Raw genomic sequence first — 24,834 nt, 5'->3', positions numbered from 1 at the left:
CACTGAAATTATTTTTTAACAACAGAAGGTGCGATTGGATCTGCGGTAATGTAACCCACTGATGCAGCAAAGCCATTGTTATAGTTTTTATTGATGGCATCAGTCAGCACTTTTTGGTCATTTTCACTTAAACCAGTACGTACACCCGTTTTGCTATCTACTTTATAGAAACGATCCCATTCATCGCCCGCATGCTGGAAGTTACTCATGATATATGTCCAGCCATTGACGTTATCAACTGCATGTAAACCTGTTGATTCTGCGCCAGCAGGTGCTGAAAGTAATCGAATCAACTGAGTAGTATCGACATTATATGCCCATAAGAAGTTATTGAGGTGATTACCACTGTCTTCACCAATAAATAACGTACGCAATGTTTCTGAATATTTGAGGTTATCTGGGCTTGCGATTTTGTTTGGATCGGCTGTATTGCCTAGATTATCCATGCTGGTATCAACACCCATAATTAGCATATGGCTTTGTTTTGCTGCCCAGCTACTATTGATGACTGCGCCAGTACTATCCACTTGACCAGATGCGAGATCATGCGCCAATACACCGCCCGCTTTGATGGTTTTGCTAAAGGATACGTTATTGCTTTCAACCCATCCAGAAGCTCCTTTCACCATAGAGTCTTGAATGTTGGCCAGTGCGGAATAGCCAACTTTGTCTTTGATGTTGACTGTGGTGCCTTCCATTTTAGTAAAGGCCATACTTGCGCCTTTGAGTGCAGCATAACGATGTGTTTCAAGAAAAGCGGCAGCAAGTTGAATTTCTGCATCCGTAAAGCCGTTGTTGGCAGCTTTGAGTTTGACCCAAAGTTTTTTCTTGGCAAGAACAATCGGGGTATAACTTGCATCATTTGGATCAGTGGTTAAACTTTCCATAATGTTTTCAGGTTTAATACCACGAACGTTGACCAAATCTTCAATGGTTTTACTGTTGGTTGATCCTAGTTTAATCCATTGAATACGCGCTGTTGTCGATTCGGTTAATACATCCAGATATTTGGCAACATAGAGTGTTCCCGCAGATAAATCTTTTTCTTTATCTGCCACGAACATAAAGAAACCGCCATTGGTATAGTCATCGCCCATAATCGCAGTACGATTATCTGGCATCACCTGAATCAATTCATGTGAAATACGGCCTAAACAGAAATGTTTTTTTGCTGTACCTGAACCGTCTTTATTCACCACAATTTCTGGTAAATGCCCATAGTTATAAGGATTTGCTTTTGAGGCATCGCCAAAATAGTATGTCCCAATACCATCCGCACTTGGGCCACCAATCCCTTGTTTAAATGCATCTGGTTCATATTCTTCGCTAGAAAGGTGGGTATTCCACGGAGAAAGACTCGCACCACAGGTAATCCACAAGCCATGAACTTTGGACATATCCACGTTAAAATATTTTTTAAGCGTTAAATGGCCTGTTTTTTGATCTTGATCAAGCGTCAAAATAGCGATAGGCGATGGCAGTTGACCATACATGCTGGTTCCTGCCAAATTTTTAGTCGTGTATTCAAATTGAACCACATGGAACACAGGATTGGTTACACCTGCAACAGAAGCCCCTTCAATTTGGATCAAAGATGAACCATCTGGACAGTCAGAGAAAAATTGGCGCTCTGAACCTGCAACAGACGTATCTTTGATTGGGTTACCATTGACATCAAAATAACCACCAGCAACGATCGTACCGCCATTTAACGCAGGAACGCTTTCACCTGTTTTAAAGAATGAACTGTATCCAAGTTGATAGTCTGTTTTTGAGCCATCATCCCAAGAGATACTCAATTTTGAACCGACAGACGTGGTTGCCATTGCTGCTGGATCAGCCAATGTTGGTGCTGTCATTGGGGTAAACGTTGCATTTTTAAAATTAGCAGGTTTAACTGGTGTTGTAGAGCTGTCATTATCACTGTCATTGCAGCCAGCTAATGTTGCCGCAGTTGCCATTGCCCCCAATGGTAAAAAAGGAATTCCGCTGAACCATTTTAGTAAATCACGACGGGTAGGATGATTGCTTGCCGATGTCATAATAAATCCATAACGTTTGTGGGTATATTTGTGGCATTGATTCTAGGCAACTTAGATGACATTTTTTTTACGGTTTTAAGTCAATTTAAAGACAATATATTTTGTAAAATCAAATAATTAATTTTATAAAAATAAAGCCTGAATATATTGAATATTCAAGCTTTTAAAGATGTTATTGTTTTTAATTTTAAAGTTTTAATGTGCTGGTTTTTCTAGTAGTTTTCCAAAAAACAATCCCATCTCAAATAATAGCCACATCGGGACAGCGAGCATCACCATCGAAATAGCATCTGGTGGAGTAATAAACATGGAAATGAAGAAACAGCCGACAATTATAAAACGTCGTTTTTCAGCGAGGCTTTGAGTACTCACCACGCCAATCAAAATGAGGAGTAAAGTCACAATAGGAATTTCAAAAGTAAAACCAAATACCAGAAATAATTTAAGACAGAACTCAAGATAACTATTGATATCGGTCATTGGTGCGACTGTTTCAGGTGAAACGCTAATGAAAAAATGTAAAATAGCAGGCAGGGTGATGAAATAAGCAAAGGCAATGCCTGCAAAAAACAAAACGATGCTGCCTACAAGTAAAGGCAATGCCAAATATCGCTCTCTGGCGTACAGTGCAGGTTTAATGAATAACCAGAGTTGATACAAAATAAACGGCATGGCGAGAACTATCGCCACAAATAAATTCAACTTAAATGGAGCCATAAATGTGGCAGTAACATCCGTTGCAATCATAGAGGATGATGCAGGCAACTGCATGCGCAAAGGTTCAGATAGCCATTGATAGGTATAATTACGAAACGGAAGTAAGCAAAAAAATAAAAACAGCGTTACTCCCACGATTCTAAATAAATGTTTGCGTAATACCACCAAATGATTGGTCAATGGCATTTGTTCAAGTGTTTCGGCTGCTGTATTGAGCGTATTTGAGGGTAGCTGGTTCATACGGCAATCTTCAGTTCAATAGTGGCGGTCGGTTGCAATGTGGTGGGTAGACCATCAACAGTCTTTTCTTTTTGCTGCCAGTTTTTAAAGGGAATATAGCTTGCGGTTGAAATAAATGAATACACTCGAACAATTTTTTGTTGTTCCTGATGATTTTGAGGCGTTTGTTCTAATTCGGAAAGTTTTCTCTTTTCTATTTCTTCCAGTTGAGATTGTACTTTGCGTTCGAGTGCTTCAATTCGATTTAACTCATCCTGCATTTCTTTACGGAATTCAGAAATTTTGAGTTCACGGTCAATTTCATTTTGAATATTGCTGATATGACGTTTAATTCTGGCATACCAGCGTCCTGCAAAACGTGCCGCTTCAGGCAGCTTGTCAGGGCCCAAAACCAGTATGGCGATGACTGCAAAACACAGAATTTCGGTCATTCCAATATTCAACATGAGGGACGTTCCTTAGCCTTTTACAGATGATACAGGTTCAGAATTTTTCACATCTGCATCGATCGTTTTAGGTTGATTAAGCGCAGACTTTTCTTCGTCTTCACGAATTGACTTTTTAAAGTCTTTGACTGCACCACCCACATCTTTACCCAAATTTTTAAGTTTTGAGGTACCAAATAAAAGCACCACGACAATCAAGAAAATCACTACATGCCAAATCGATAAGCCTGCCATTTTTGTATCCTCCAAAAGTTTGTGGATATTTCAACAGTCTGTAGTGACAGTGCAGTGACAGAAATATTTCATTTTTAAGACAATTCAATTTTAGCTTTAGAAAAATGCTAGTATTCCACGTGATGATTGAAACCTTATTTTAGAGCATGTTGTGAATCTTATTCTCCCACTGATCGCCTTTGTTGTTGGATGGATACTGGCTCAAACGCGATTCGCTGTTGGTCTCAAACCTGCATTTGCGACTTTATTGGCCCGTGTCTTTATTCCGATTGTGATTATTTACAATATGGTGTTTTATCAGACGGGTAGTTTAAGTCTGATGCTCTTTAGTTTCGTCTCCGCAGTTTTGTTATATGCGTTGTTTATGCAATGCTTTAAAGATCGTTTAGGCGCATTATGCTTTAGCTATGTCAATATGGCGTGGCTGGGTTTTCCATTCGCGATTGCTTTATTTGGTACTCAAATCAGTTCTGCGATGGTGGCTTTATATATTGGCGGGTCTATTTTTGGCAATATTTGGGCTGTCACTGCGGTGTCTTCGGAGCCGCAAGAAAAATCGGTCATTGTAAAAAAAGTGATGCAATCTCCACCTTTTGTGGCTTTGGTTTTAGCTGGATTATTTAGGTTGATGGAGCTGCAAAATATCCAAGAAACCTATTGGGTTGATCACGTTTATAGTGCCAGTAAGATCGGAATGACCTTTGCAGGAATGTGTGTATTGGGCATGTGGTTACGACGAACCAAAGTCAATGTAGATGATTTAAAACGAAGTAGCATGATTTTAGCGCTTAAAATCATTTGTGGTATAGCATTGTGTAGTATTGCTTATTTTTATCTACCGATTCCACATGTTCAGCAATATATCGGTGTCATGTTTTTATTGTTCTGTTTACCGCCTGCGGCAAATATTGTGGCGCTTGAAACGCATTATCAGGGGACTGGAGTTTCAGCGAAGTATATTGCGTCGGGTACGATTGTGAGTTGTGTGGTGATTGCAGTTTATGGAATGTTGCTGCATTTTTATTTTTAAATCTATAAATATCCAGAATAAATATTCTACGTGTAAACGTCGTTCGCAATGTTTTAAATCAAAATATATTTACAATATAAATTATTGTAAGTATATGTTTTTCAATGTATTTTAATAGGAAATAAGTGATGTGTAGTTTTCTCATTCTTTACTTTTCAAGGATGAAAAGTAACAAAAATCCTTTGTTTGGCTGATGGTACGTCCTTGATACCACAGCCAAACGGGCGGCATCCATGCCGCCGTCACGGTCGTGCATCTCTATTTTATATTCAAATCTATGTGTATGTTTCTTGTTGAGAGGGTTCTTTATACGTGAGCCAAACTCTCACGAAAACGTTGCATTGCCTGCCCACGATGGCTGATTTTATTTTTTTCTTCCTTACTCATTTCCGCACTGCTGATGCCAAGTTCTGGCAACCAAAATAATGGGTCGTAACCGAAGCCATGTTCACCACGCGCTGCTTCTAAAATTTCGCCATGCCAGAAACCCTGAAAGATTTGTGGAAGTGGATCTTCTGCATGTTCAACCAAAGCCAATACACAGACAAACATTCCTTCAATCACTTGCCCATTTTGACGAAATGGTTTTAAGTCATTTAAAAGTTTTTCATTATTGGCGCTATCATTGCCATGATTACCCGCATAACGTGCTGAATAGATACCCGGTGCGCCGTCTAATACAGGAACACAGATGCCAGAATCATCTGCAATGGCAGGTTTTCCTGAAATTTTAGACGCATGTCGTGCTTTAATAATGGCATTTTCAATGAAGCTCAGTCCATCTTCAATCGCATCTGGAATGTCCAGTTGCCCTTGAGGAATAACATCCACGGGAAGTTTTAACTCTGCAAAGAGTTTTTCAAACTCGGTAATTTTACCTTTGTTGTTACTGGCTAAAACTAAAGTACCTTGAGAGAGCCAATGTGGTGCAGACATAATCAAAACCCGAATAAAAAGAGAAAATTAAAAAACAAAAAGCACCCGAAGGTGCTTTAAAATTTGAAGAACTTACTGCGCCTGAATCCACTTATCCGCACGATCAACCGCTTGACGAATCTGATCTTGGGTTAAATTGGCAGCCAACGCCGTTTTTTTGCTTTGTGACATGTTAATCACTTTATTATCCAACATGCCATCACGAGTTGATAACTCATACCATTGATACGCGCCCTGATAGTTTTTCTTTTGCTCTTCCATCATCGCGAGATTATAACTAGCACGGTTGTCACCATTACTGGCTGCTTTTTCAAAGTATTTACGCGCCATCGCTTCATTTTTAGCAACGCCAACGCCATCTGCATACATACGGCCGACATTGAGCTGAGCAGGGGATAATCCCTGATCTGCTGCGGCTTTAAACCATGTAAAAGCTTGTTTATCATCTTTGGCCACATCTTTACCGTATTGGTAATGCGAACCTAAATAAAATTGTGCACCCGCCTGACCCGCTTTAGCAGCTTTCATCAGATCGGTAATCCCCATTGTAGAATAATGTGCAGCTTGTGCTGCAATAGATTGTGGTTGGGCAACGTAATCAGCATGTGCGTGAATACTTAAAAGTCCAACTACTAGTGTGCTGAATAATGTTTTTTTCATAGAGCGCTCACTCGATATATTGCGACTTCACCAAACAAATTAGGGACATGCTTACTTAAAAAGCTCCCTTGCTGATTCCCATTGACGGCAAGTCGATTAATAATCCGAATCTGATTTTCTGCACACAGTGCTTCAAAATCTCGGAAAGTACATAAATGAATATTGGGCGTGTTATACCACATATAAGGTAATGCATCTGAAACAGGCATCATTCCTTTCAAAGCCAAAAACGAGCGCGTCTTCCAGTGCGCAAAGTTTGGAAAAGTAATGATGGCTTGTTTGCCCACTCGCACCATGTCACGTAATAAAACGTCTGGTGCATCTACAGCCTGCAAAGCCTGCGCCATGACGACATTGTCAAAAGACTGGTCGGCAAAACGGCTCAAGCCAAGATTCAAGTCTTGCTGAATAATATTTAACCCGCGACTGACCGCAATTGCAATCTTTTCTTGATCAATTTCTAGCCCATAAGCATGAATTTGGTGTTTTTTGCTCATATGAGCCAATAATTCACCATCGCCACAGCCTAAATCCAGCACACTGGAACCCGGTTTAATCCACTTTTCCGCAAGTTGTTGGTCGATACGCATCAGATCGCCTCCACATGTGGGGTAGATTTTAAAAGCGCTTCACCGCCTAAAAAAGCCCGTAGCGTTTTTACATAGAGTGGAATAGGAAATAAAAATGAATCATGCCCTTGTTCAGCATCGATATCCAGATAAGTCACAGGTTTATGATTGCTAATAAGTGCATCGACAATTTCCTGAGAACGTTCTGGGGCAAAACGCCAGTCTGTAGTGAAGGAAATCACGAGGAAACGACATTGGGTTTGCGCCATTGCTTTAGTCAATGACTGCTCATACTCACGTGATGGGTCAAAATAGTCCAGTGCCTTGGTCATAATCAAATAGGTATTGGCATCAAAATTTCGGCTAAATTGTTCACCCTGATAGCGCAGATAGCTTTCCACCTGAAATTCGACATCAAAGCCATACATAAATTTGCCTGATTTTAAATCACGACCAAATTTTTGTTTCATCGCTTCTTCAGATAAATAGGTGATGTGACCCACCATCCGCGCCAAAATCAATCCGCGTTTTGGATAGCTATCATTTTCCAGATAACGACCATGATAAAAATCAGGGTCGGACAGGATGGATTGGCGCGCGACTTCGTTAAACGCGATATTCTGTGCTGAAAGTTTAGGTGCACTGGCAATAATCACACAATTTTTTAAACGATCAGGATAGTCCACTGACCATTGTAAGGCCTGCATGCCGCCCAATGACCCACCAATCACCGCATACCAAACATCAATGCCCAATCGATCTGAAAGCATAGTTTGGGTTTTGACCCAGTCACGCACGGTGACCAAAGGAAAATCTGGGCCGTAAGGACGGTTTTCATTTTCAGGATTGGGCGAAGTTGGGCCAGTCGAGCCATTACATCCGCCAATATTATTCAGTGCAACCACAAAAAAATGATTGGTATCAATCGCTTTGCCTGGGCCAATACAGGCATCCCACCATCCTGATTTTTTGTCATCTTCGTGATGATAACCCGCCGCATGATGATGCCCAGAAAGCGCATGACAAATCAAAATCGCGTTAGATTGATCTGCATTTAAAGTACCATAGGTTTCAACCATCAGTTCGAAACGCGGTAAGCTGCGGCCACATTCTAAATGTAGAGGGTGTTCAAATTGAAACTTTTGTGGAGTGACCAAACCCACGGAGTCAGATGCAAAAGACACGGGAGCGATTCGCCTTCTATCTTTAAACCAATAATAAAGAAAGGATACCATAGGTATCCTTTCAAAAAGAGTGTTTTACGTAGTTTATACAGCGGCAGCGGCCACTTGATCTGTGCTCAAGACACCTTGTTCAATTAAACGATTGGTTGAGGCCAAAATCGCTTCAATGGATGAGGTCACGGTGTTGTCATGGATTCCTGCTCCAAACGCACTCTTACCTGTTCCTTTGACTTGAATTTCAATCAAGGTCAAGGCCTTGGCGTTGGCACCAGAGCTAATGCTACGTTCTTCATAGTTCAATACATCAATCGGCAATTGAAGCGCATTTAAGAAAGCCGAAATTGGACCATTGCCTTCGCCACGTAATTGTTGGATTTCACCATCAATATCCACTTCGAGTTCAATTGCCTGCGTGCCATTTACGTCAGAAAGGCGATAGTTTTTTGCGGTATAGTGCTGCTGTTTAGCATTTACGTAAGTGTCTTGGAACAAATTCCAGATTTCAGTTGCACTAATTTCCGTACCGTTGCTGTCGGTATGTTGTTGCACAATTTGTGAAAATTCAATCTGTAAACGACGCGGCAATACCACGTTGTAGTGAGATTCTAACAAGTAAGCAATGCCGCCTTTACCCGACTGGCTATTGACACGAATCACTGCATCGTAGTCACGACCCAAGTCTTTTGGATCGATTGGCAAGTAAGGCATATCCCAGATTTCTTCGTTTTTCTGGAATTCAAAGCCTTTTTTGATGGCATCCTGATGTGACCCTGAGAATGCCGTGAAGACCAAATCACCCGCATAAGGATGGCGTGGATGCACCGGTAAGCCCGTACATTCTTCAATGATGGCAATCACTTCATTGATGTTGGAGAAATCTAACTCGGGTGCAACACCCTGCGTGTACATATTTAAAGCAATCGCCGCGACATCAACATTACCTGTGCGTTCACCATTACCAAATACGCAACCTTCAACACGGTCTGCTCCAGCCATAATCGCAAGTTCAGACGCTGCAATCCCACAGCCACGGTCATTATGACAGTGAACAGAAATGATCACTCCATCACGACGGGCAAGATTACGGTGCATCCATTCGATTTGGTCTGCATAAACATTTGGTGTTGAAACTTCGACTGTTGCAGGCAAGTTTAAAATCACTTTATTGTCTGCTGATGCTTCCCAGATTTCAGTCACCGCATCGCAGACGTCTTTAGCGACTTCTAATTCTGTAGCAGAAAAACATTCTGGGCTGTACTGAAATACCCATTCAGTTTCAGGATATTGCGCTGCAATTTCTTTAATTTTTTTAGCAGCATTAACCGCTAAAGCTTTAGAGCCATTGGCATCAACATTCAATACTTTTTGACGGAAGGTCGGTGAATTAGCATTATAGATATGCACAATCGCGCGTTTTGCACCGACCAAAGACTCAAAGGTACGCTCAATTAAATGATCACGTGCTTGTACCAACACTTCAATATAGACATCATCTGGAATGTGGTTTTCTTCAATCAATTTACGAGTGAAGTCAAAATCTACTTGAGACGCCGATGGAAAACCAATTTCAATGTGTTTGAAACCAATTTTGACCAACATCTGGAACATTTTAAACTTTTGATCGATGTCCATCGGTTCAAAAATGGCTTGGTTACCGTCACGCAAGTCGGTACTCATCCAGATCGGCGCTTTGGTAATTTCGTTATTCGGCCATTGGCGGTCAGGTAAATCGACGCGCTGGTACATACGGCGATATTTTTTGCTTGGATCTGCCAACATCATGAGATAACTCCTTGTTGTAGTGCGCTTGCTCTATATTTTCAGGCAACTCACTACTTTATATATGGTGTTTAAATAAAACGATTAAAAGAAAATAACGAAAAATTTTGAGGCCAATTTTACAGGCAAAAAGAGAGTATGCGCGCTTGGCGCAGCATCAGGAGTGTATTCAAATCAGATGTAGACTTGGAAAAAGCAAAAATGTATTTCATTTCCGTATACCATTAAATAAGCTTAGTGGTTTCACCTGCGTAAAAAGATTTTACGACTCATTTGAGTGTAGGTGAAAAACGCCGCATATGCAAAATCATATCTTAAATTTTAATTTGAATAAATGGAAAATATTTCCCTGTTTTTTGCATAATTTGCAATTTATGAGGAAATATTTTCCTAATAATGATTCTATGTTGGTGATATTTTTTATTTATGGATTTGCGGAGCAGGTTTTATAACTCAGACCACATTCGCATCAGATTATGATAAATGTTAGTGAGCTTCATTACTTCTGGATAATGGTCGCCATGTTGCATACGTAAATTGCGAACGGACTCATCCAAAGTAAATAATAAATGCCGTTTGTTATCATCGCGAATTAAACTTTGTACCCAGAAAAAAGAAGCGAAACGTGTACCACGAGTAATACTACTGACCTCATGTAAACTGGTTGCAGGATAAAGTACGACATCGCCTGCGGGAAGTTTAACTTCGTGGTAGCCATAAGTATCTTCAATGACAAGTTCACCACCGTCATATTCATCTGGTTCACTTAAAAATAAGGTGCAGGATAAATCGGTGCGGATTTGTTCAGTTGTACCACGGATTAGACGAATCGAATTATCGACATGAAATCCAAAACTTTCATGTTCATTGTAACGATTAAACAAAGGTGGAATAATTTGATGGGGAAGGGCTGCGGTTTGGAATGTGGGATGATTCCAGATAGCCTTAATCACCAGATCGCTTAAATGCTGGGTCAAGGGATCTTGTTCAGATAATTGCTGATTGTGCTTAACTGAGGCAGACAAAGTTCCCGCAGTCACTTTACCTCCAACCCAAGTGGCTGATTCCATCAATGTTCTAAATTCCGCGACCTGTTGTTTGCTCAGTACTTGAGGAATATGATGGATCATATGAAATACCTTTGATCAGAAAGTGGCAATTAGAAAAATAGCCTCATGAGGAGGCTATTTTTCTAAATTTTAATTAAAGCCATAAATAGATTATGGTTTTAAGGATTAATATTTAAAATTAATGGCTAATACTGCATTACGACCATCACCTTCAAAAGCATAGTGTGCAGCATGCGCACTGGTGAAATAACGTTTATCCGAAATGTTATTTACATTTAACTGTAAATTCACATTTGGATTAATTTCATATTTCGCCATGGCATTATAAATGGTGTAAGCAGGCATATATTTTTCGGCAGTGGTACTCGAGTTAACATAGACATTGTCTTTATATTGAGCACCCGCACCTACAGTCAACTGTGGTAAGACTTTATAAGTCGACCATAATGTTGCACTGTTTTTTGCAACATATGGGATTGGGCCACCTGCTGGAACTGCTGTTCCACGTGAAAAGCCACCATCGGTGAGTTCACTGTCTAAATAACTATAACCTGCTGAAACTTCCCATTTATTGGTGATATGACCGTTTAAGCCAAGCTCAAAACCATCAACCTTACTTTCACCCACATTTGAGTAAAAACCTGCTGCATCCTGAATACGAGTATTTTGCTTTTCAGTACGGAAGATTGCAGCAGTGACATTGGCACGTTTATTGAAGATATCCCATTTAGTACCGACTTCATAAGTGCGGGCTTTTTCAGGTTTCAGGTCATTAATGGTAATGGCAACTGCCGATTCACTACTATCACCTTGTCCAACACCCACTGGATTGGCAGAAGTCGCATAGCTCGCATAGATACTGCCATTTTCAGTTGGTTTGAAGATCAGACCCGCTTGATAACTAAAGAAATCGCTATCGCTTTCAATACTTGTTCCCGCAGGAGTGGTTCCAGATGCCTTATTATATTTAGCTTCTGTATCGAACTTATCCCAACGTAAACCCAGATTCATTAACCATTGTGGTGTAAATTCGATGCTATCAAGCGCATATAAACCCACGGTACGGCTACGGGTGGTTGTGACCGCAGGATTTGCATCACGTGTACCAATCATGGCTGGATTATCTGGACTGGTGATACTGGTACACCAATAAGTCACAGCATTACACTGAGCATCTGCGGCTGTTGCAGATTGATTAAACGTGTATGACCCCATATCAGTGTCTTGTAAACTCCATTCAACGCCTGTATTAAACGAGTGTTTAATGGCGCCTGTATTGAATTTTCCAGTTAGAGCAAGTTGGTCTGAATAAGCGTCGGTGTCAGAAATTCGACTCAGCGCATGACCACGATAAACATAACCATTTAAAACATTGTTTAGCCCATTTGTACCCGTTTTAGAGTCATTTGAGTTGGTGTACACATAATCTGTTTTTGATTTTGTATAGTTCACCACATTAGATAAGGTTAAGTTGTCGTTAAAATCATGTTCTAACTTAAAGGTGCCAATATGGTTCTCACGTTTATCAAAGTCGCGATTTTTCCATCCATAGTAAATACCTTGTTTGGCTTGATAGGGTTTTCCGCCAGTCGATAAAAATGGAATACCTGCATCAGGTTCGTCATAACTTTGTAAATAGTAATAGCTTAATGATCCGCGAGTGGCTGTACCCAAGCCCCATGCGATGCTTGGTGCAATACCAACGCGATTGTATTCTGCACCATTACTTTGACCAGGCTTTTCGTTTTGATGTCCCATGACCACGACACGGCCAGCAACACCATTTCCAAAATCTTTATTGGCATCAAGTTGTATCTGACGATAGTCGTCTGTACCTGCTGCGACAGTGCCTTGATAAACATCACCTTGATGCGCTTGTTTGGTAATGAGGTTGATACTACCGCCAACACCACCGCCACCAGATAAAGTAGAACTCGAACCTTTGGTGACTTCTACCTGTTCAATTGCAAACATATCGCGGTTTTGCAGGGTGGCATTGCGGACACCATCTACATAGATTGAAGACTGGGAGCTATAACCACGAATATAAGGTGTATCACCAAATGGTGTACCACCTTCGCCTGCTGCGAAGGTAATTCCTGGTACATTTTGTAATGCTTGAGTTAACGAATTTGCACCGGTGTCTTGTAGCAATTTTTGAGAAACGACAGCAACAGATTTTGGCGTGTCTAAAAGGGGTGCAACATATTTTTTATTAGCCGAGTTATCTACTTTCAGACTGTCAGTACTCGCTTCAGCGTGAATAGTAGGTAAATGGGAAACGTCATCTTGAGCGATTGCTGGAACAGCAACAACAGATAAAGAAGAGGCGATTGCGGATGAAACAATCTTCTTACGCGTTTTAATAAAAGACATAGTCACAGATATCAATAATAAAAAGTATGTGAATAATAATGATTATTATTTTTATAAGTAGTTTTTTTCCATTGAAATTCTTGTTCAAAAAAGGAGATATTATGGATTTTAAGAAACATTATTTTACATGTGTATATTTAACTTTATGAAAACTAAATAAATTATTGATATAGATGAAAATATGTTCTTTTAAAAAAATTATTTTTTAAGTTTTTTTTAAGTTTTTTGTTTTTTTGGGGAAATGGTTTTTTCCATTAAAAACTTCCTTTTTCATCATCTGTTTTGTATATCGGGAAAGTTGTCATATAATGTGGCACTTTTAAAAATTGTTACTCTAACTAATTATCGAGGAAGCCATGCAAGTAACGACTGAAGCGGTTTCGGGCGTTGCCCGTCGTTTAAATGTTTCTGTACCGACGAGCCGTATTAATGAGCAATTTGAAGCTCGTTTAAAACGCACTGCCAAAACTGTGAAGATCAACGGCTTCCGTCCAGGCAAAGTGCCTATGTCACGTGTACGTTCAGACTTCGGTCCTGGTATTTATCAGGAAGTAGTGAACGATATTATTCGTGATAGCGTTTTTGAAGCAATTCAACAAGAAAAAATCAATGCTGTAGGCATGCCGAACATTGAAAAAGTGGAACATAAAGATGACGCTTTAGTGTATGAAGCGACTGTTGAAGTGTATCCAGAAGTTGAAGTTAAAGCATTCAATGATTTGGAAGTTGAACGCAAATCAACTGAAATCAACGACAAAGACGTTGATCAAATGATCGAAAACTTGCAAAAACAACGTCAAACTTGGGCTGTTACCAAAGGTATGGCGAAAAAAGACATGCAAGTGACTTTCGACTTTGAAGGTTCGATTGATGGTGAAAAGTTTGAAGGCGGTTCTGCTGAAGACTTTAAACTGGTATTGGGTTCTGGCCGTATGATTCCTGGTTTTGAAGATGGGATCGTGGGCATGAAAGCAGGTGAAGAGAAAGTCATCGACGTCACTTTCCCTGAAGATTACCAAGCTGAAAACCTTGCAGGTAAACAAGCGCAATTCAAAATCACTGTGAAGCAAGTTGAAAAATCAAAACTTCCAGAGATTGATGCAGAATTCCTTAAAATCTTTGGTTTGACTGAAGAAGAAGGCGTTGAAAAACTTAAAGCTGATGTTCGTAAGAACATGGAGCGTGAAGTTCGTAACGGTTTACGTAACCAAGTAAAACAAGCGGCGTTTGATGCACTTGTTGCTGCAAACGAAATCGAAGTTCCTGCTGCGATGGTTGCTCAGGAAATCGATCGTCAACGCGAACAAATGATTCAACAGTTTACTCAACAGTTTGGTGGTGCTGGTGCTCAAGCATTTGACAAGAGCATGCTTCCAGATGAATTGTTCAAAGAACAAGCTGAAAAATCAGTAAAATTGGGTGTATTGGTAAGTAAAGTACTTGCTGATGCGAAACTTGAAGTGGATCAAAGCCGTGTAGATGCTTATATCGAAGATATGGCATCTTCTTATGAAGATCCAACTGAAGTGATTGAATACTTCAAAAATGACAAACAGCAACGTGCTCAAATCGAAGCGGTTGTGTTAGAAGATCAAGTGGTTGATCACATTTTGGCTGCTGCAAAAGTAACCAATACTGATGTGAGTTATGAAGACTTATTGAAAGAACAACAAGCGCGCCAAGCTCGTTAATCTTTCATATAGATTGAGAAAAGGCGCGAAAGCGCCTTTTTTTATGAATCTGTTCTTTTCTGATATTCCGACAGAAATGCGCGTTTTATACAGAAATAAAACGATATTTTGAAAGGAATGCTTTTGCAATTTTAGTGATTATCCCTCATATTGTGGGAATGAGTTAAGTTACAAAAATTTAGGAATAAATAATCGTATGTATGTTCCAACAATTGAAAATGCTTTAGTTCCTGTTGTCGTTGAACAGTCTTCACGTGGTGAACGTTCTTTTGATATTTTTTCACGTCTGCTACGCGAACGTGTAATTTTTCTAACGGGTGAAGTTGAAGACAACATGGCGAATTTAATTGTCGCTCAGATGTTGTTTTTAGAAGCAGAGAACCCAGATAAAGATATACACCTCTATATTAATTCACCAGGTGGTTCAGTGACCGCAGGTATGGCAATTTACGATACCATGCAGTTTATTAAGCCAGATGTAGTGACTTATTGTATGGGTCAGGCGGCATCTATGGGTGCATTTTTACTCAATGCTGGTGCTAAGGGTAAACGTTACTGTCTTGAAAATGCCCGTGTCATGATCCACCAGCCACTCGGTGGTTTCCGTGGTCAGGCTTCTGATATTGAGATTCATGCGCGTGAAATCTTATTTATCAAAGAGCGTTTGAATCGTTTAATGGCAGAACATAGTGGTCAAGACTACGAAACCGTTGCCCGTGATACGGATCGTGATAATTTCATGACTGCGCAAGCAGCCAAAGAATATGGTTTAGTGGATCAGGTTTTATCTAAACGTCCCTAAAAGTTAAGATTTAAGTTGGAGTAATTATGTCCGAACATCCTCAAGGACAAAAACATTGTTCATTTTGCGGTAAAACGCAGTCTGAAGTCGGGAAACTGATTGCAGGTGAGGACGCATATATCTGTAATGAATGTGTGGACGTGTGTCTTGATCTTGTGCAAACCAGTCAACAAGTTGAAGCTGGAGATTGGGCAAGTCGTGAGCTACCTAAACCGCAAGAAATTCGTAAAGCTTTGGACCAATATGTGATTGGTCAGGATATTGCGAAAAAAACCTTATCTGTAGCGGTTTATAACCATTACAAACGTTTGAAAGTCGGTCAATCTGGACATAAAGCCAATCAGGATATTGAAATTGCCAAAAGTAATATCTTGCTAATTGGGCCAACAGGTTCAGGTAAAACCTTGCTTGCACAGACTTTAGCGCGGTTATTGGATGTTCCATTTGCTATGGCAGATGCGACGACCTTAACCGAAGCTGGATATGTGGGTGAAGATGTCGAAAACATCGTGCAAAAGCTGTTACAAAAAGCCGATTATGATGTAGAGAAAGCACAAAAGGGCATTATCTATATCGATGAGATTGATAAAATTACCCGTAAGTCTGAAAATCCATCGATTACCCGTGATGTATCGGGTGAAGGGGTACAGCAAGCCTTACTGAAAATGATTGAAGGCACAGTGGCTTCGATTCCGCCGCAAGGTGGACGTAAGCATCCACAGCAGGAATTTATTCAGATTGATACTGCGAATATCCTGTTTATCTGTGGTGGTGCGTTTTCTGGACTTGAAAAAATTGTGCAGCAACGTCAGGAAAAAGGTGGCATTGGTTTTACTGCGGAAGTCAAAAATAAAGATGAAAGCAAAAAACTGGCTGAATTGTTCCGTCAGGTTGAACCGACTGATTTGGTGAAATTTGGTTTAATTCCAGAGTTTATTGGTCGTTTGCCTGTGATTGCAACGCTTGAAGAACTGGATGAAGCAGCGCTCATGCAGATTTTGACTGAGCCGAAAAATGCGTTGACTCGTCAGTATCAATATCTATTTAATATGGAAGATGTTGATTTGGTATTTGAAGATGCAGCATTGCGTGCAGTTGCTAAAAAGGCTTTAGAGCGTAATACAGGTGCGCGTGGTTTGCGTTCGATACTGGAAAATGTATTGCTTGAAACCATGTATGAGCTGCCAAGTCGTGATGATGTTGGCACTGTCATCATCAATGAAGCGGTGATTACAGAAGGAGCGCAACCCGTTTTCCAAAAGGAGCGCTTACCGTACAAAAATCATGATACGGTTGAACAAGTTGATTTGAAAGTGGTTGATTCTAAATCTGCATAAGTTTTACATAGGTTCAGTCATCTGATACTTATCTGAAAAGCATGATCTGCTCAGGCATTTCATGCTTTTTTATTTGCAAATAAAAAATGAGGTGTTAATCTTGAGGCGAAATACGCATAGTTTTGCGCCGTAAAATAAATGAAATAAAACGCCTTGAGGGATATCATGCGTTATTTATTATTATCACTGTGTTGCGTTGGGGTGTTGACAGCTTGTCATAGTACTTCCCAGTTAAAATCTGAGCCTGAAACCTTAACCTCAACTTTGCCAAAAGTCGATGTCAATCAAGAGCCTGGAATATTAGATCAATATCATGTGGGCGGCTTTTCTGTTGGTGGTTGGGTTAACCAAAAACTAGGACAATATTTTCAGCCGATTCAACCACAAAACTCGCAAGCAGCAGTGGTATATTTGTATCGTCCTGACTCGCGTTGGAATCAGCAGGAGATCGCCGCTGCCAACATCTTTATTAATGGAAAGCGGATTCCGAGTTTATTAAATAATCATTATTATTGGGTGGAATTGCCTGCGGGAACCTATCGGATTTCGACCAGTCGTCCTTTAACAGTTTTTCATTTTCAAGAACCTAAATATATTGATATGACGGTAGATGCAGGACAAAGCTATTATCTGAAATATGATGAAGAAAATCCTGCACGTAAAGAACGCACAGGGCCATTTTTGATTATGCAGGAAAAAATAGGGCGTAATGAAATTGCATTTACTCGTTTGAAATCATCGAGCTATAACTTTGTAGCACAAGATACTTCAGGCAAAATTCGACATAAACCGCAAGAATTAAAACCTGCAAAATACGATGAAAAGTCAGATGTGTTATTGGTTAAGCCATTTAAAATCTGGAATCCAATGACGTGGTAAGCTTAATTCGGCTGAGGGGGTATCCCGCTACAGCCGAATTTACATTTATACCGCTTAAAAAACTTTAAAAAATGATGATAAATTACGGTTTTTCTTGATTTTTGTTTTTTTCGACAATAAGAGGAGCAATAATAGCCATCATTTTTTCCTGAAAATTTTCGCGTGTTTTATCATCATTAAATATTTCTTGGCCTAGCTGCATCATATAGGTAGACAATTCACCCATCATTTTGGCATTTTTTCGAGTAATGGATTGACCTTCAGGCGTTTTGAGAAATTTAATACTGGCTTGTAACTCTTCTTCGCTGTAAGTTTTCAAGTAAATATCTTGAATCACCTGCTGAGTTTTAGGATTAGCAATGATTTGATTGCTTGATTCTTTTAAAAGTTGGCTCAACTGGGTGGCTGCTTGTTTCTCTTTAATATTCAGTGTTTGCGAACCAGTTGTATTTAAAATAATTTGCTCTGCCTGTTTATTATAATAAGGCTCTAACTCTGTGAGTGATTGACGCAATAAATAGTCAATTTGACTCACTTGCATGAGTTCTTTCACTGTACTGAGTTTTGCAGGCGAAGCCAATAAACCTGTGCTAATGCAGGTCAGGCACAAACTGATAGAAAGGCGCTTAATAAGTTGTTGAACAGCCATGAGGATGCCTTTGGTCTAAATTATAAAATTAATTTGAAAGTAAGGTATAAAAGTGAATCTAGTTTAATCTATATGTTGGTTTTTTTAATATTATTTTGTAGTTCTTTTTAAACCCTGATGAAAGATTAGCTTTTAAATGAAAAAGCGACCATTTAGGTCGCTCTTCTTGCTCTTATAATTTTAGGCAGTTGCCTCTGGAGCATTGCGCCATAAGCTTTCAAGATCGTAAAACTTACGAGCGGTTGGTAACATCACATGGACAACAACAAAGCCCAGATCGATTAAGATCCATTCGGCATCACGTTCACCTTCAACCCCAATCGGGCGAAAACCTGCTTTACGTGCTTCATCAGCAACATTATCAGCAAGGGCTTTAACATGGCGGGTAGATGTACCGCTCGCAATAACAATCGCGTCGGCGACATTGCTAATGCTGCTTACATCAAGTTCTAAAATATCTTTTGCTTTTACATCGGTAAGTGCATCATGTACAACTTTTAGACAAGCTTCTACATTATGCGGCGTTGAATTCATTGCGAGATCGTGAGAATTAGAAGCGCTGGGCGATGGTTCTAAATTCATAAAGGGTATAATTTCCTGACAATTACTCAGGATCTAATATAGCGAAGTTTTGACTAAATTTCAAACCCTCGCTGTAACACATTATGTATTTACGTCATTAGAAAAATATTTGTTTTTCCATTCGAATGACTGTGCAGATGTGTATTGAGGTTTGTATTCTGCTGCAATGTATCCTTGGTACTGACTGTGCTGTAACCACTGAAAAATCTGTGCAAAGTTCAGTTCGGCTGTATCAGGTTCATGACGACCTGGGCAGTCTGCAAACTGGATGTGTCCAATCTGGTTGATATTTTCTTTTAAACCTTCGAGTACATCTTCACCCATCATTGCCAGGTGATAGCAATCATATTGCATTTTTAAAGCAGGATGTTGTACCGCTTCAAGCATTTCCTGAGCCTGAGCAATATTTTGCACTAAAAAGCGTGGCATATCAGTGCCATTAATCATTTCAAATACAGGCTCAATCCCATGTTCAGTCATCAGGTGACACGCCAGTTTAAGGTTGCTGGCCAGTGTATTTAGGCAGGGCAGTAAATCTGCATCCAGCGGTTGTTTACCAGCTAAGATATTGATTCGAGGCACATCTAGCGCACTCGCGTACTGAATCGCTTGTTCCAGCGCCTGATGAAATTCAATTTCTTTGCCAGGAATGCCTGCCAGACCATTGCCACCTTGCATCAGATCACCCGTAGGAACATTAATCAGACACAGACTTAAGTGATGTTGTTCGAGTTGTTCACGAATCTGGTGAATGCTGAGTTCGTAAGGAAATTGAATCTCTACATGTTGAAAGCCATATTGACGTGCCAGTGCAAAGCGTTCAATTAAAGGAACTTCAGTAAAAATAAGGGAAAGATTCACTGCTAACTGACTCATGATCTTCATCCTTTAAGATTTATTTTCTATCTGTTTGATCATAGTCGCTAAATCTTGCTCGGCAAAGCCTTTTTGTTGGTGCGCTTGTAACTGAGTTAAAGCTTGGTTAGCCACAGGAATATTGAGATTAAAATTTTTCGCCAATTGTACTGCGTTGTTTAAATCTTTCGACAAGGTTTGTACTTTCCATTGCACAGGTTCAAAGTTATGTGTCGCCATGCGTGGTGCTAAGATCTGAAACGGTTTTGAGTCTGCAAAGCCGCCTGCTAGTGCGGGTGCGAGCAAAGTGGTATCTACACCAGCTAAATTCGCCAATGCGATAGCTTCTGCAATTAAGGCGCTATTGGCTGCTACAATTAATTGATTACAAATTTTGGTCGCTTGCCCTGTGCCATTTTCTCCCATACGTGTCACACGTTGGGATAGAACTTGATAAATAGGAGCTAGTTCATCAATGATTTTTGCATCGCCGCCTGCAAAGATCACCAGCGTACCTTGTTCTGCACCCGCTGTGCCGCCAGAAACAGGGGAGTCAATCCAGTCGACTTGCTGTTGTGCGCTTTGCTTGGCAAGGTCTAAGGTCGTTTCTACAGACAAACTGGAAAAATCGACAATAACTTGTTTAGCTCTTAAGTATGGTTTAATTTGTTCAAATACATGGCTCACCGCATGATCATCCGCCAGACAAGTCAAAATGACAGGATAATCGCCAATATTTTTAAGTTGTAAAGATGTAGCGCCCATTGTAATTAATGGTTCACATGCGGCTTCAGTTCTATTCCAGACTGAAACTTTAAACCCTGCTTTTATTAAACGGCTTGCCATCCGACTGCCCATTAAACCCATACCTAAAAATGCAATTGGCGTATTTACATCAACTCTCATATTGGCTTCCTTATCGACATGTATATCTATCTATTTGTATTGGCGCGGCAAAAATTCAGTTTCAGGATGTTTGTCCTTTTGACGTGCCAAACGACTATTTTTACCGAGAATCAATTTAAGCTGCCAAAGTTTTTCCAAACGTAATGCTTTTTTCGGTTCGTGTTCCATCGCATCTAAAACCCGTTTTGCTGCTGTTAATGCGTCAGGAGAACGCTGTATGAGTTCAAGTGCCAACTGATTCGCACGTTCCAGTGGATTTTCAGAAAGATGGGTGACCAGACCAATTTCTTTGGCATAATCTGCATCAAAAATACGCGCAGTTAGCGTTAATTCTTTCGCTAAATCTACACCGACCAATCCTTTAATCGTGCGAGTCAGTCCCATATCTGGAACAAGTCCCCAACGACTTTCCATAATCGACATTTTGGTTTCTGGCTGTGCAATACGAATATCTGCGGCAAGCGCCAGTTGCATACCTGCCCCAAAGCAATAACCTTCAATTGCCGCAATCACAGGAACAGGCAGGTTCTGCCATACCAAAAAGGCTTTTTGAAAAAGGCTTTGTCCGGGTTTTATTAGCTCCCATGCAGCATACAGGCTGTTTTTAGGTGCGTTTAAGTCAGCCAGATCAATGCCTGCGCTAAAGACTTGTGCCTCACCTGTTAGAATGACACAACGTACACGACGGTCTTTTTCAATTTTTTTTGCAGTGCTGACCAGTTCACGCAGTAAAGCAAAGCTCATGGCATTGCGTTTTTCTGGTCGATTCAGGCGAACTGTGACGATACCATTTTGATTGCTGACATTGAGAAGCGCCATGTGTATTCCTTTGATTTTATTTATGTACGCAGCATAACATGAGCCAATCATGGAAAAATGACAGCTCAGTCACATTGAAAACCGCTGTGCTAAGACGTGGTATTTAAAATTTGTTGTGCTGCACTCTCAACTTCACGAATACTGAGTTGAAGTTCCTCAAAACGATTTAATACCTCTTGAATGAAAGCGTCATCGGCACGACGGCGTTCTTTTCTCAAGGTTGAAACGAATTGTTCAAAGTTGCCAGTGACATGTTGTAATTTTGGTGTCCCGACATAGCGAGTTGCACCATAAAGACGATGCAACACATGTTCCAGTTGCGGGAAGTCTTCCAGTTCGATCAACTGTTGCATTTCATTAAGTTCAGTATCAAAGCTATCTACGAGCATTCTAAGTAAATCTTGCGCCAGATCTTCTTTGTTGGCTGCAAGTTGTAAGCTTTGCTGCCAATCTAAAATTGTGGGATCAAGCGCATCCATCAAAATGGTGTTTTCAGGTCTGGTATTGCTGGCAAAATTATTTTTAGTCCATTCATTCAGGATTTGAATAATTTGTTCAATCTGAATCGGTTTAGTGACGTAATCATCCATCCCGACTTTCAGTAATTTTTGTTTTTCATCCGATAGTGCGTGTGCAGTTAAAGCAATAATCGGTAAGCGCATTTTGCCATCTAATGTCGATTCCAATGAACGAATCGCGCGAGTGGTATCAATCCCTGACATGACAGGCATTTGAATATCCATAAACACAATATCAAATGGTTTTTCATCACGCTCAAGACGATTTTCAATAATACTCAAGGCTTCCTGACCACTGAGGGCTTTGGTGGTTTTCACGTTGAGTTCACCCAGTAATGCTTCGAGTACAATCAAATTGGGTAAATGATCATCTACCGCCAGTACGTGTAAGCCCTGACCATTGAATTGCTCATGCTCAGGTTCAAAAATAGGCTGATTGCTCAACAGTTGAATCAAGGCAGCACGACTCAGCGGCTGATACAGTGGTCTAGCTCGATATTCATGCAGCATATTTGGCTCAAGCGCCATTTGATAACCATAGACTGCGAGATTACCTGTATAGCGACTGCGAATTTCTTTGAGCAAGGCTTCTGTATCGCCACTATGATCGACAATTAACCAGGTATTATCTGCGGATTTTAGGCTATTCAAGCGGCTGAACAGATCCAGAATAGATTGTGCTTCGGTATGTTGTACCTGATAGTTTTCAAGATAATGGCGTAGGATATTTGCAGTGGCAGGATGCGCCAGAAAAGACACCACATGTAAGTGTGAAAATTGTGGATGCACGATCTGATAATCCTCCTCCACTTGGAACAAGGCGGTAAACCAGAATGTTGAACCTTTTTCAGTGGGCGCGCGTTCCTGATTATCTTCAAACCCAATTTGGCCGTGCATGAGATGGACAAGTTGTTTAGAAATTGCCAGCCCAAGTCCAGTGCCACCAAACTGGCGGGTGACGGAAGCATCACCTTGAGAGAAAGACTCAAACAGTTTTTTACGATCGGTTCCGCTTAAACCAATCCCGCTGTCTTGCACGCTAAAGTGAATTAGACATTGTCCAATATCATCATGTTCGAGTCTTACCCGAACAATAATTTCACCATCAGGGGTAAATTTAATTGCGTTAGAAATCAGGTTGGTCAGGATCTGTTTAAAACGTAAAACATCCCCAATCACATGGGGTGGAATCTGGTCATCAAAATAAAATGCCATATCGATATGCTTTTGCGCCGCCAAAGGCGACAACATATCCATGACATCAAAAATCGCTTCTTCCAGATCAAACGACGCGGTTTCAAGCTCAAGCTTGCCGGCATCGATTTTGGAAAAATCCAATACATCATTAATCAAGGCCAATAAATGTGCAGACGATTTACGAATGGTTTGTAAATACAGGCTTTGCTCATTATTTAGATTTTGTTGACGCAACATTAGATGAATAAAACCATCAATACTGTTTAATGGCGTACGTAGTTCATGGCTGATATTGGCAAGAAAAACCGATTTGGCCTGATTGGCTGAAATCGCCTGATCACGTGCTTGTCGATAGGTAATATTTTGAACTTCAAGCGTATCCAGTGTGCGTCTTAAATCATCTTCAGTTTGTTCAGTATGTTCTTTAAGTTCTAAAAAGCTGAAATGCAGGCGTTTCACCATATTGGCAATATCACGCTGTAACAGTCGTAATTCGCCGGTACTATTGATCACCATGTGTTGATCAAGTGTATCGGCATTCAGACGTTGTAGTTGCATCCGAATTTCATACATCGGCGCGATCCAGCGTCGCGAGTAAAAATTGAGACATAACAACAGCAATAGCAGAGTAATCAGCCCTGTAATCACTAAAACCGTAAACACTCGATAACGTGCCAGTTGCAAAGGTTGATTGTCCATTTCAACCACAAGCCAAGTGGGTTGTTGTGCACTCTGAAGTTTAAGCCCATAAATACTATTATGATTATGTTTGATGGGGCCAAAAAAAACCAAGTCTGGAATGCTTGGCCAAAAACGAGTATCACGATAACCGATGCTGAGTTGCACTTGTCCTTGAGCATCAATAATAGCTGCGCGTTGTAAATTCCGTTCAGCAAACATGCTTTGCATGATGGACTGGGCATGATCGTATTGATCTGGACGCAATGTGACCAGTTTCAATAAATCTTCGGATGTACGCTGATAACGGGTTAATAATGCGGCTGCGGCATGACGTTGCTGTAATTTGGCTGAATTACTGGTTTCATTTAACACCAGTACAGTGCCAACGCCTGTCAATACCATGATCGGGACAAAAATCAAGGCAATGAGTTGACCATAAGCATGATTCAGATGTAAGCGTTTGGATAACTTTTTATTGAAATTTGACATAGCCCGATCAGATCTATCTCTTTGATCGGCATATTAACACGGCTTTGTCATAAACTGGCGAGGCTTTCAGCATTTTCAAGAAAAAGCCTGCGAAATGGGTGCAGTAAAGGTCATTTTTTCATACAATAGCCGCACCTCGATTTAGG

22 protein-coding genes are annotated in these 24,834 nt (G+C 40.4%); 5 read left to right on the top strand and 17 right to left on the bottom strand.

Going from position 1 to position 24,834, the window contains the following annotated elements; genetic code table 11:
* Nucleotides 1-8: 8 nt before the first annotated feature.
* From F944_RS12910 to tatA, 4 genes are all read right to left on the bottom strand, one after another.
* Nucleotides 9-2,042, bottom strand: coding sequence for a PhoX family protein (locus F944_RS12910; RefSeq protein WP_004991338.1), 2,034 nt, complete (start codon nucleotides 2,040-2,042; stop codon nucleotides 9-11).
* A 195-nt stretch (nucleotides 2,043-2,237) separates the two neighbouring features.
* A complete protein-coding gene (gene tatC, locus F944_RS12905) occupies nucleotides 2,238-2,999 on the bottom strand; it encodes a twin-arginine translocase subunit TatC (RefSeq protein WP_004991337.1) in 762 nt (253 codons plus the stop codon).
* Complete coding sequence (tatB, locus tag F944_RS12900; RefSeq protein ID WP_004991334.1) at nucleotides 2,996-3,445, bottom strand: Sec-independent protein translocase protein TatB; 450 nt, start codon at nucleotides 3,443-3,445, stop codon at nucleotides 2,996-2,998. Before tatB ends, tatC begins: the two co-directional genes overlap by 4 nt.
* A 12-nt stretch (nucleotides 3,446-3,457) precedes the next feature.
* Complete coding sequence (gene tatA, locus F944_RS12895) at nucleotides 3,458-3,679, bottom strand: Sec-independent protein translocase subunit TatA (protein WP_004991333.1); 222 nt, start codon at nucleotides 3,677-3,679, stop codon at nucleotides 3,458-3,460.
* A gap of 151 nt (nucleotides 3,680-3,830) precedes the next feature.
* Here tatA and F944_RS12890 point away from each other — a divergent pair, with 151 nt between their 5' ends.
* Nucleotides 3,831-4,709 carry an AEC family transporter gene (locus F944_RS12890; RefSeq protein ID WP_004991331.1) on the top strand — a complete coding sequence of 293 codons (879 nt, stop codon included), beginning with the start codon at nucleotides 3,831-3,833 and terminating at the stop codon, nucleotides 4,707-4,709.
* Nucleotides 4,710-5,015: 306 nt separating this feature from the next.
* Here the strand turns inward: F944_RS12890 and rdgB are convergent, their stop codons facing one another.
* The 7 genes from rdgB to F944_RS12855 all read right to left on the bottom strand — a co-directional run bounded on the left by rdgB (nucleotide 5,016) and on the right by F944_RS12855 (nucleotide 13,283).
* On the bottom strand, nucleotides 5,016-5,645 hold the full coding sequence (rdgB, locus tag F944_RS12885; protein WP_004991329.1) for an RdgB/HAM1 family non-canonical purine NTP pyrophosphatase: 630 nt from the start codon (nucleotides 5,643-5,645) through the stop codon (nucleotides 5,016-5,018).
* 72 nt (nucleotides 5,646-5,717) lie between these two features.
* The gene (locus tag F944_RS12880; protein WP_004991327.1) at nucleotides 5,718-6,305 is read right to left on the bottom strand and encodes a tetratricopeptide repeat protein; all 588 of its coding nucleotides are present in this window, start codon (nucleotides 6,303-6,305) and stop codon (nucleotides 5,718-5,720) included.
* Nucleotides 6,302-6,895, bottom strand: coding sequence for a methionine biosynthesis protein MetW (metW, locus tag F944_RS12875; protein ID WP_004991325.1), 594 nt, complete (start codon nucleotides 6,893-6,895; stop codon nucleotides 6,302-6,304). Before metW ends, F944_RS12880 begins: the two co-directional genes overlap by 4 nt.
* A complete protein-coding gene (gene metX, locus F944_RS12870; RefSeq protein ID WP_010588564.1) occupies nucleotides 6,895-8,058 on the bottom strand; it encodes a homoserine O-succinyltransferase MetX in 1,164 nt (387 codons plus the stop codon). Before metX ends, metW begins: the two co-directional genes overlap by 1 nt.
* A gap of 84 nt (nucleotides 8,059-8,142) precedes the next feature.
* Entirely contained in the window at nucleotides 8,143-9,840 is a 1,698-nt protein-coding gene (gene leuA / locus F944_RS12865) for a 2-isopropylmalate synthase (protein ID WP_004991322.1), read from the bottom strand.
* Nucleotides 9,841-10,283: 443 nt separating this feature from the next.
* Nucleotides 10,284-10,967, bottom strand: a complete 684-nt coding sequence (locus F944_RS12860) for a Fe2+-dependent dioxygenase (RefSeq protein WP_004991321.1) — start codon at nucleotides 10,965-10,967, stop codon at nucleotides 10,284-10,286.
* A gap of 105 nt (nucleotides 10,968-11,072) precedes the next feature.
* Nucleotides 11,073-13,283, bottom strand: a complete 2,211-nt coding sequence (locus F944_RS12855; RefSeq protein ID WP_004991319.1) for a TonB-dependent receptor — start codon at nucleotides 13,281-13,283, stop codon at nucleotides 11,073-11,075.
* A 356-nt stretch (nucleotides 13,284-13,639) separates the two neighbouring features.
* Between F944_RS12855 and tig the strand changes: the two genes are divergently transcribed.
* The 4 genes from tig to F944_RS12835 all read left to right on the top strand — a co-directional run bounded on the left by tig (nucleotide 13,640) and on the right by F944_RS12835 (nucleotide 17,992).
* Nucleotides 13,640-14,974: a trigger factor gene (gene tig / locus F944_RS12850; RefSeq protein WP_004991314.1), complete on the top strand. Its 1,335-nt coding sequence runs from the start codon at nucleotides 13,640-13,642 to the stop codon at nucleotides 14,972-14,974.
* 196 nt (nucleotides 14,975-15,170) lie between these two features.
* Nucleotides 15,171-15,776, top strand: coding sequence for an ATP-dependent Clp endopeptidase proteolytic subunit ClpP (clpP, locus tag F944_RS12845; RefSeq protein ID WP_004991313.1), 606 nt, complete (start codon nucleotides 15,171-15,173; stop codon nucleotides 15,774-15,776).
* A gap of 26 nt (nucleotides 15,777-15,802) precedes the next feature.
* Nucleotides 15,803-17,113 (top strand): ATP-dependent Clp protease ATP-binding subunit ClpX, encoded by a 1,311-nt coding sequence (gene clpX, locus F944_RS12840; RefSeq protein WP_004991312.1) that lies wholly within the window; start codon nucleotides 15,803-15,805, stop codon nucleotides 17,111-17,113.
* A 165-nt stretch (nucleotides 17,114-17,278) separates the two neighbouring features.
* Nucleotides 17,279-17,992, top strand: a complete 714-nt coding sequence (locus tag F944_RS12835) for a DUF2846 domain-containing protein (protein WP_004991311.1) — start codon at nucleotides 17,279-17,281, stop codon at nucleotides 17,990-17,992.
* Nucleotides 17,993-18,074: 82 nt separating this feature from the next.
* Here F944_RS12835 and F944_RS12830 read toward each other — a convergent pair whose 3' ends face one another.
* The 6 genes from F944_RS12830 to F944_RS12805 form a co-directional block, all read right to left on the bottom strand.
* Entirely contained in the window at nucleotides 18,075-18,641 is a 567-nt protein-coding gene (locus tag F944_RS12830; RefSeq protein ID WP_004991310.1) for a DUF2059 domain-containing protein, read from the bottom strand.
* Nucleotides 18,642-18,821: 180 nt separating this feature from the next.
* The gene (gene rsfS, locus F944_RS12825) at nucleotides 18,822-19,223 is read right to left on the bottom strand and encodes a ribosome silencing factor (RefSeq protein ID WP_004991308.1); all 402 of its coding nucleotides are present in this window, start codon (nucleotides 19,221-19,223) and stop codon (nucleotides 18,822-18,824) included.
* 81 nt (nucleotides 19,224-19,304) lie between these two features.
* Nucleotides 19,305-20,099 (bottom strand): hydroxypyruvate isomerase family protein, encoded by a 795-nt coding sequence (locus F944_RS12820; RefSeq protein ID WP_004991305.1) that lies wholly within the window; start codon nucleotides 20,097-20,099, stop codon nucleotides 19,305-19,307.
* A 12-nt stretch (nucleotides 20,100-20,111) separates the two neighbouring features.
* The gene (locus tag F944_RS12815; RefSeq protein WP_004991304.1) at nucleotides 20,112-20,984 is read right to left on the bottom strand and encodes an NAD(P)-dependent oxidoreductase; all 873 of its coding nucleotides are present in this window, start codon (nucleotides 20,982-20,984) and stop codon (nucleotides 20,112-20,114) included.
* A 30-nt stretch (nucleotides 20,985-21,014) separates the two neighbouring features.
* Complete coding sequence (locus F944_RS12810) at nucleotides 21,015-21,803, bottom strand: crotonase/enoyl-CoA hydratase family protein (protein WP_004991302.1); 789 nt, start codon at nucleotides 21,801-21,803, stop codon at nucleotides 21,015-21,017.
* Nucleotides 21,804-21,892: 89 nt separating this feature from the next.
* On the bottom strand, nucleotides 21,893-24,688 hold the full coding sequence (locus F944_RS12805; RefSeq protein ID WP_004991300.1) for a GacS-like sensor histidine kinase: 2,796 nt from the start codon (nucleotides 24,686-24,688) through the stop codon (nucleotides 21,893-21,895).
* Nucleotides 24,689-24,834 lie beyond the last annotated feature (146 nt).

The organism is Acinetobacter ursingii DSM 16037 = CIP 107286 (assembly GCF_000368825.1).
Lineage (GTDB): Bacteria > Pseudomonadota > Gammaproteobacteria > Pseudomonadales > Moraxellaceae > Acinetobacter > Acinetobacter ursingii.
Note: the sequence above shows the minus strand (reverse complement) of the source record. Positions and strands in the feature narration are given on the sequence as shown.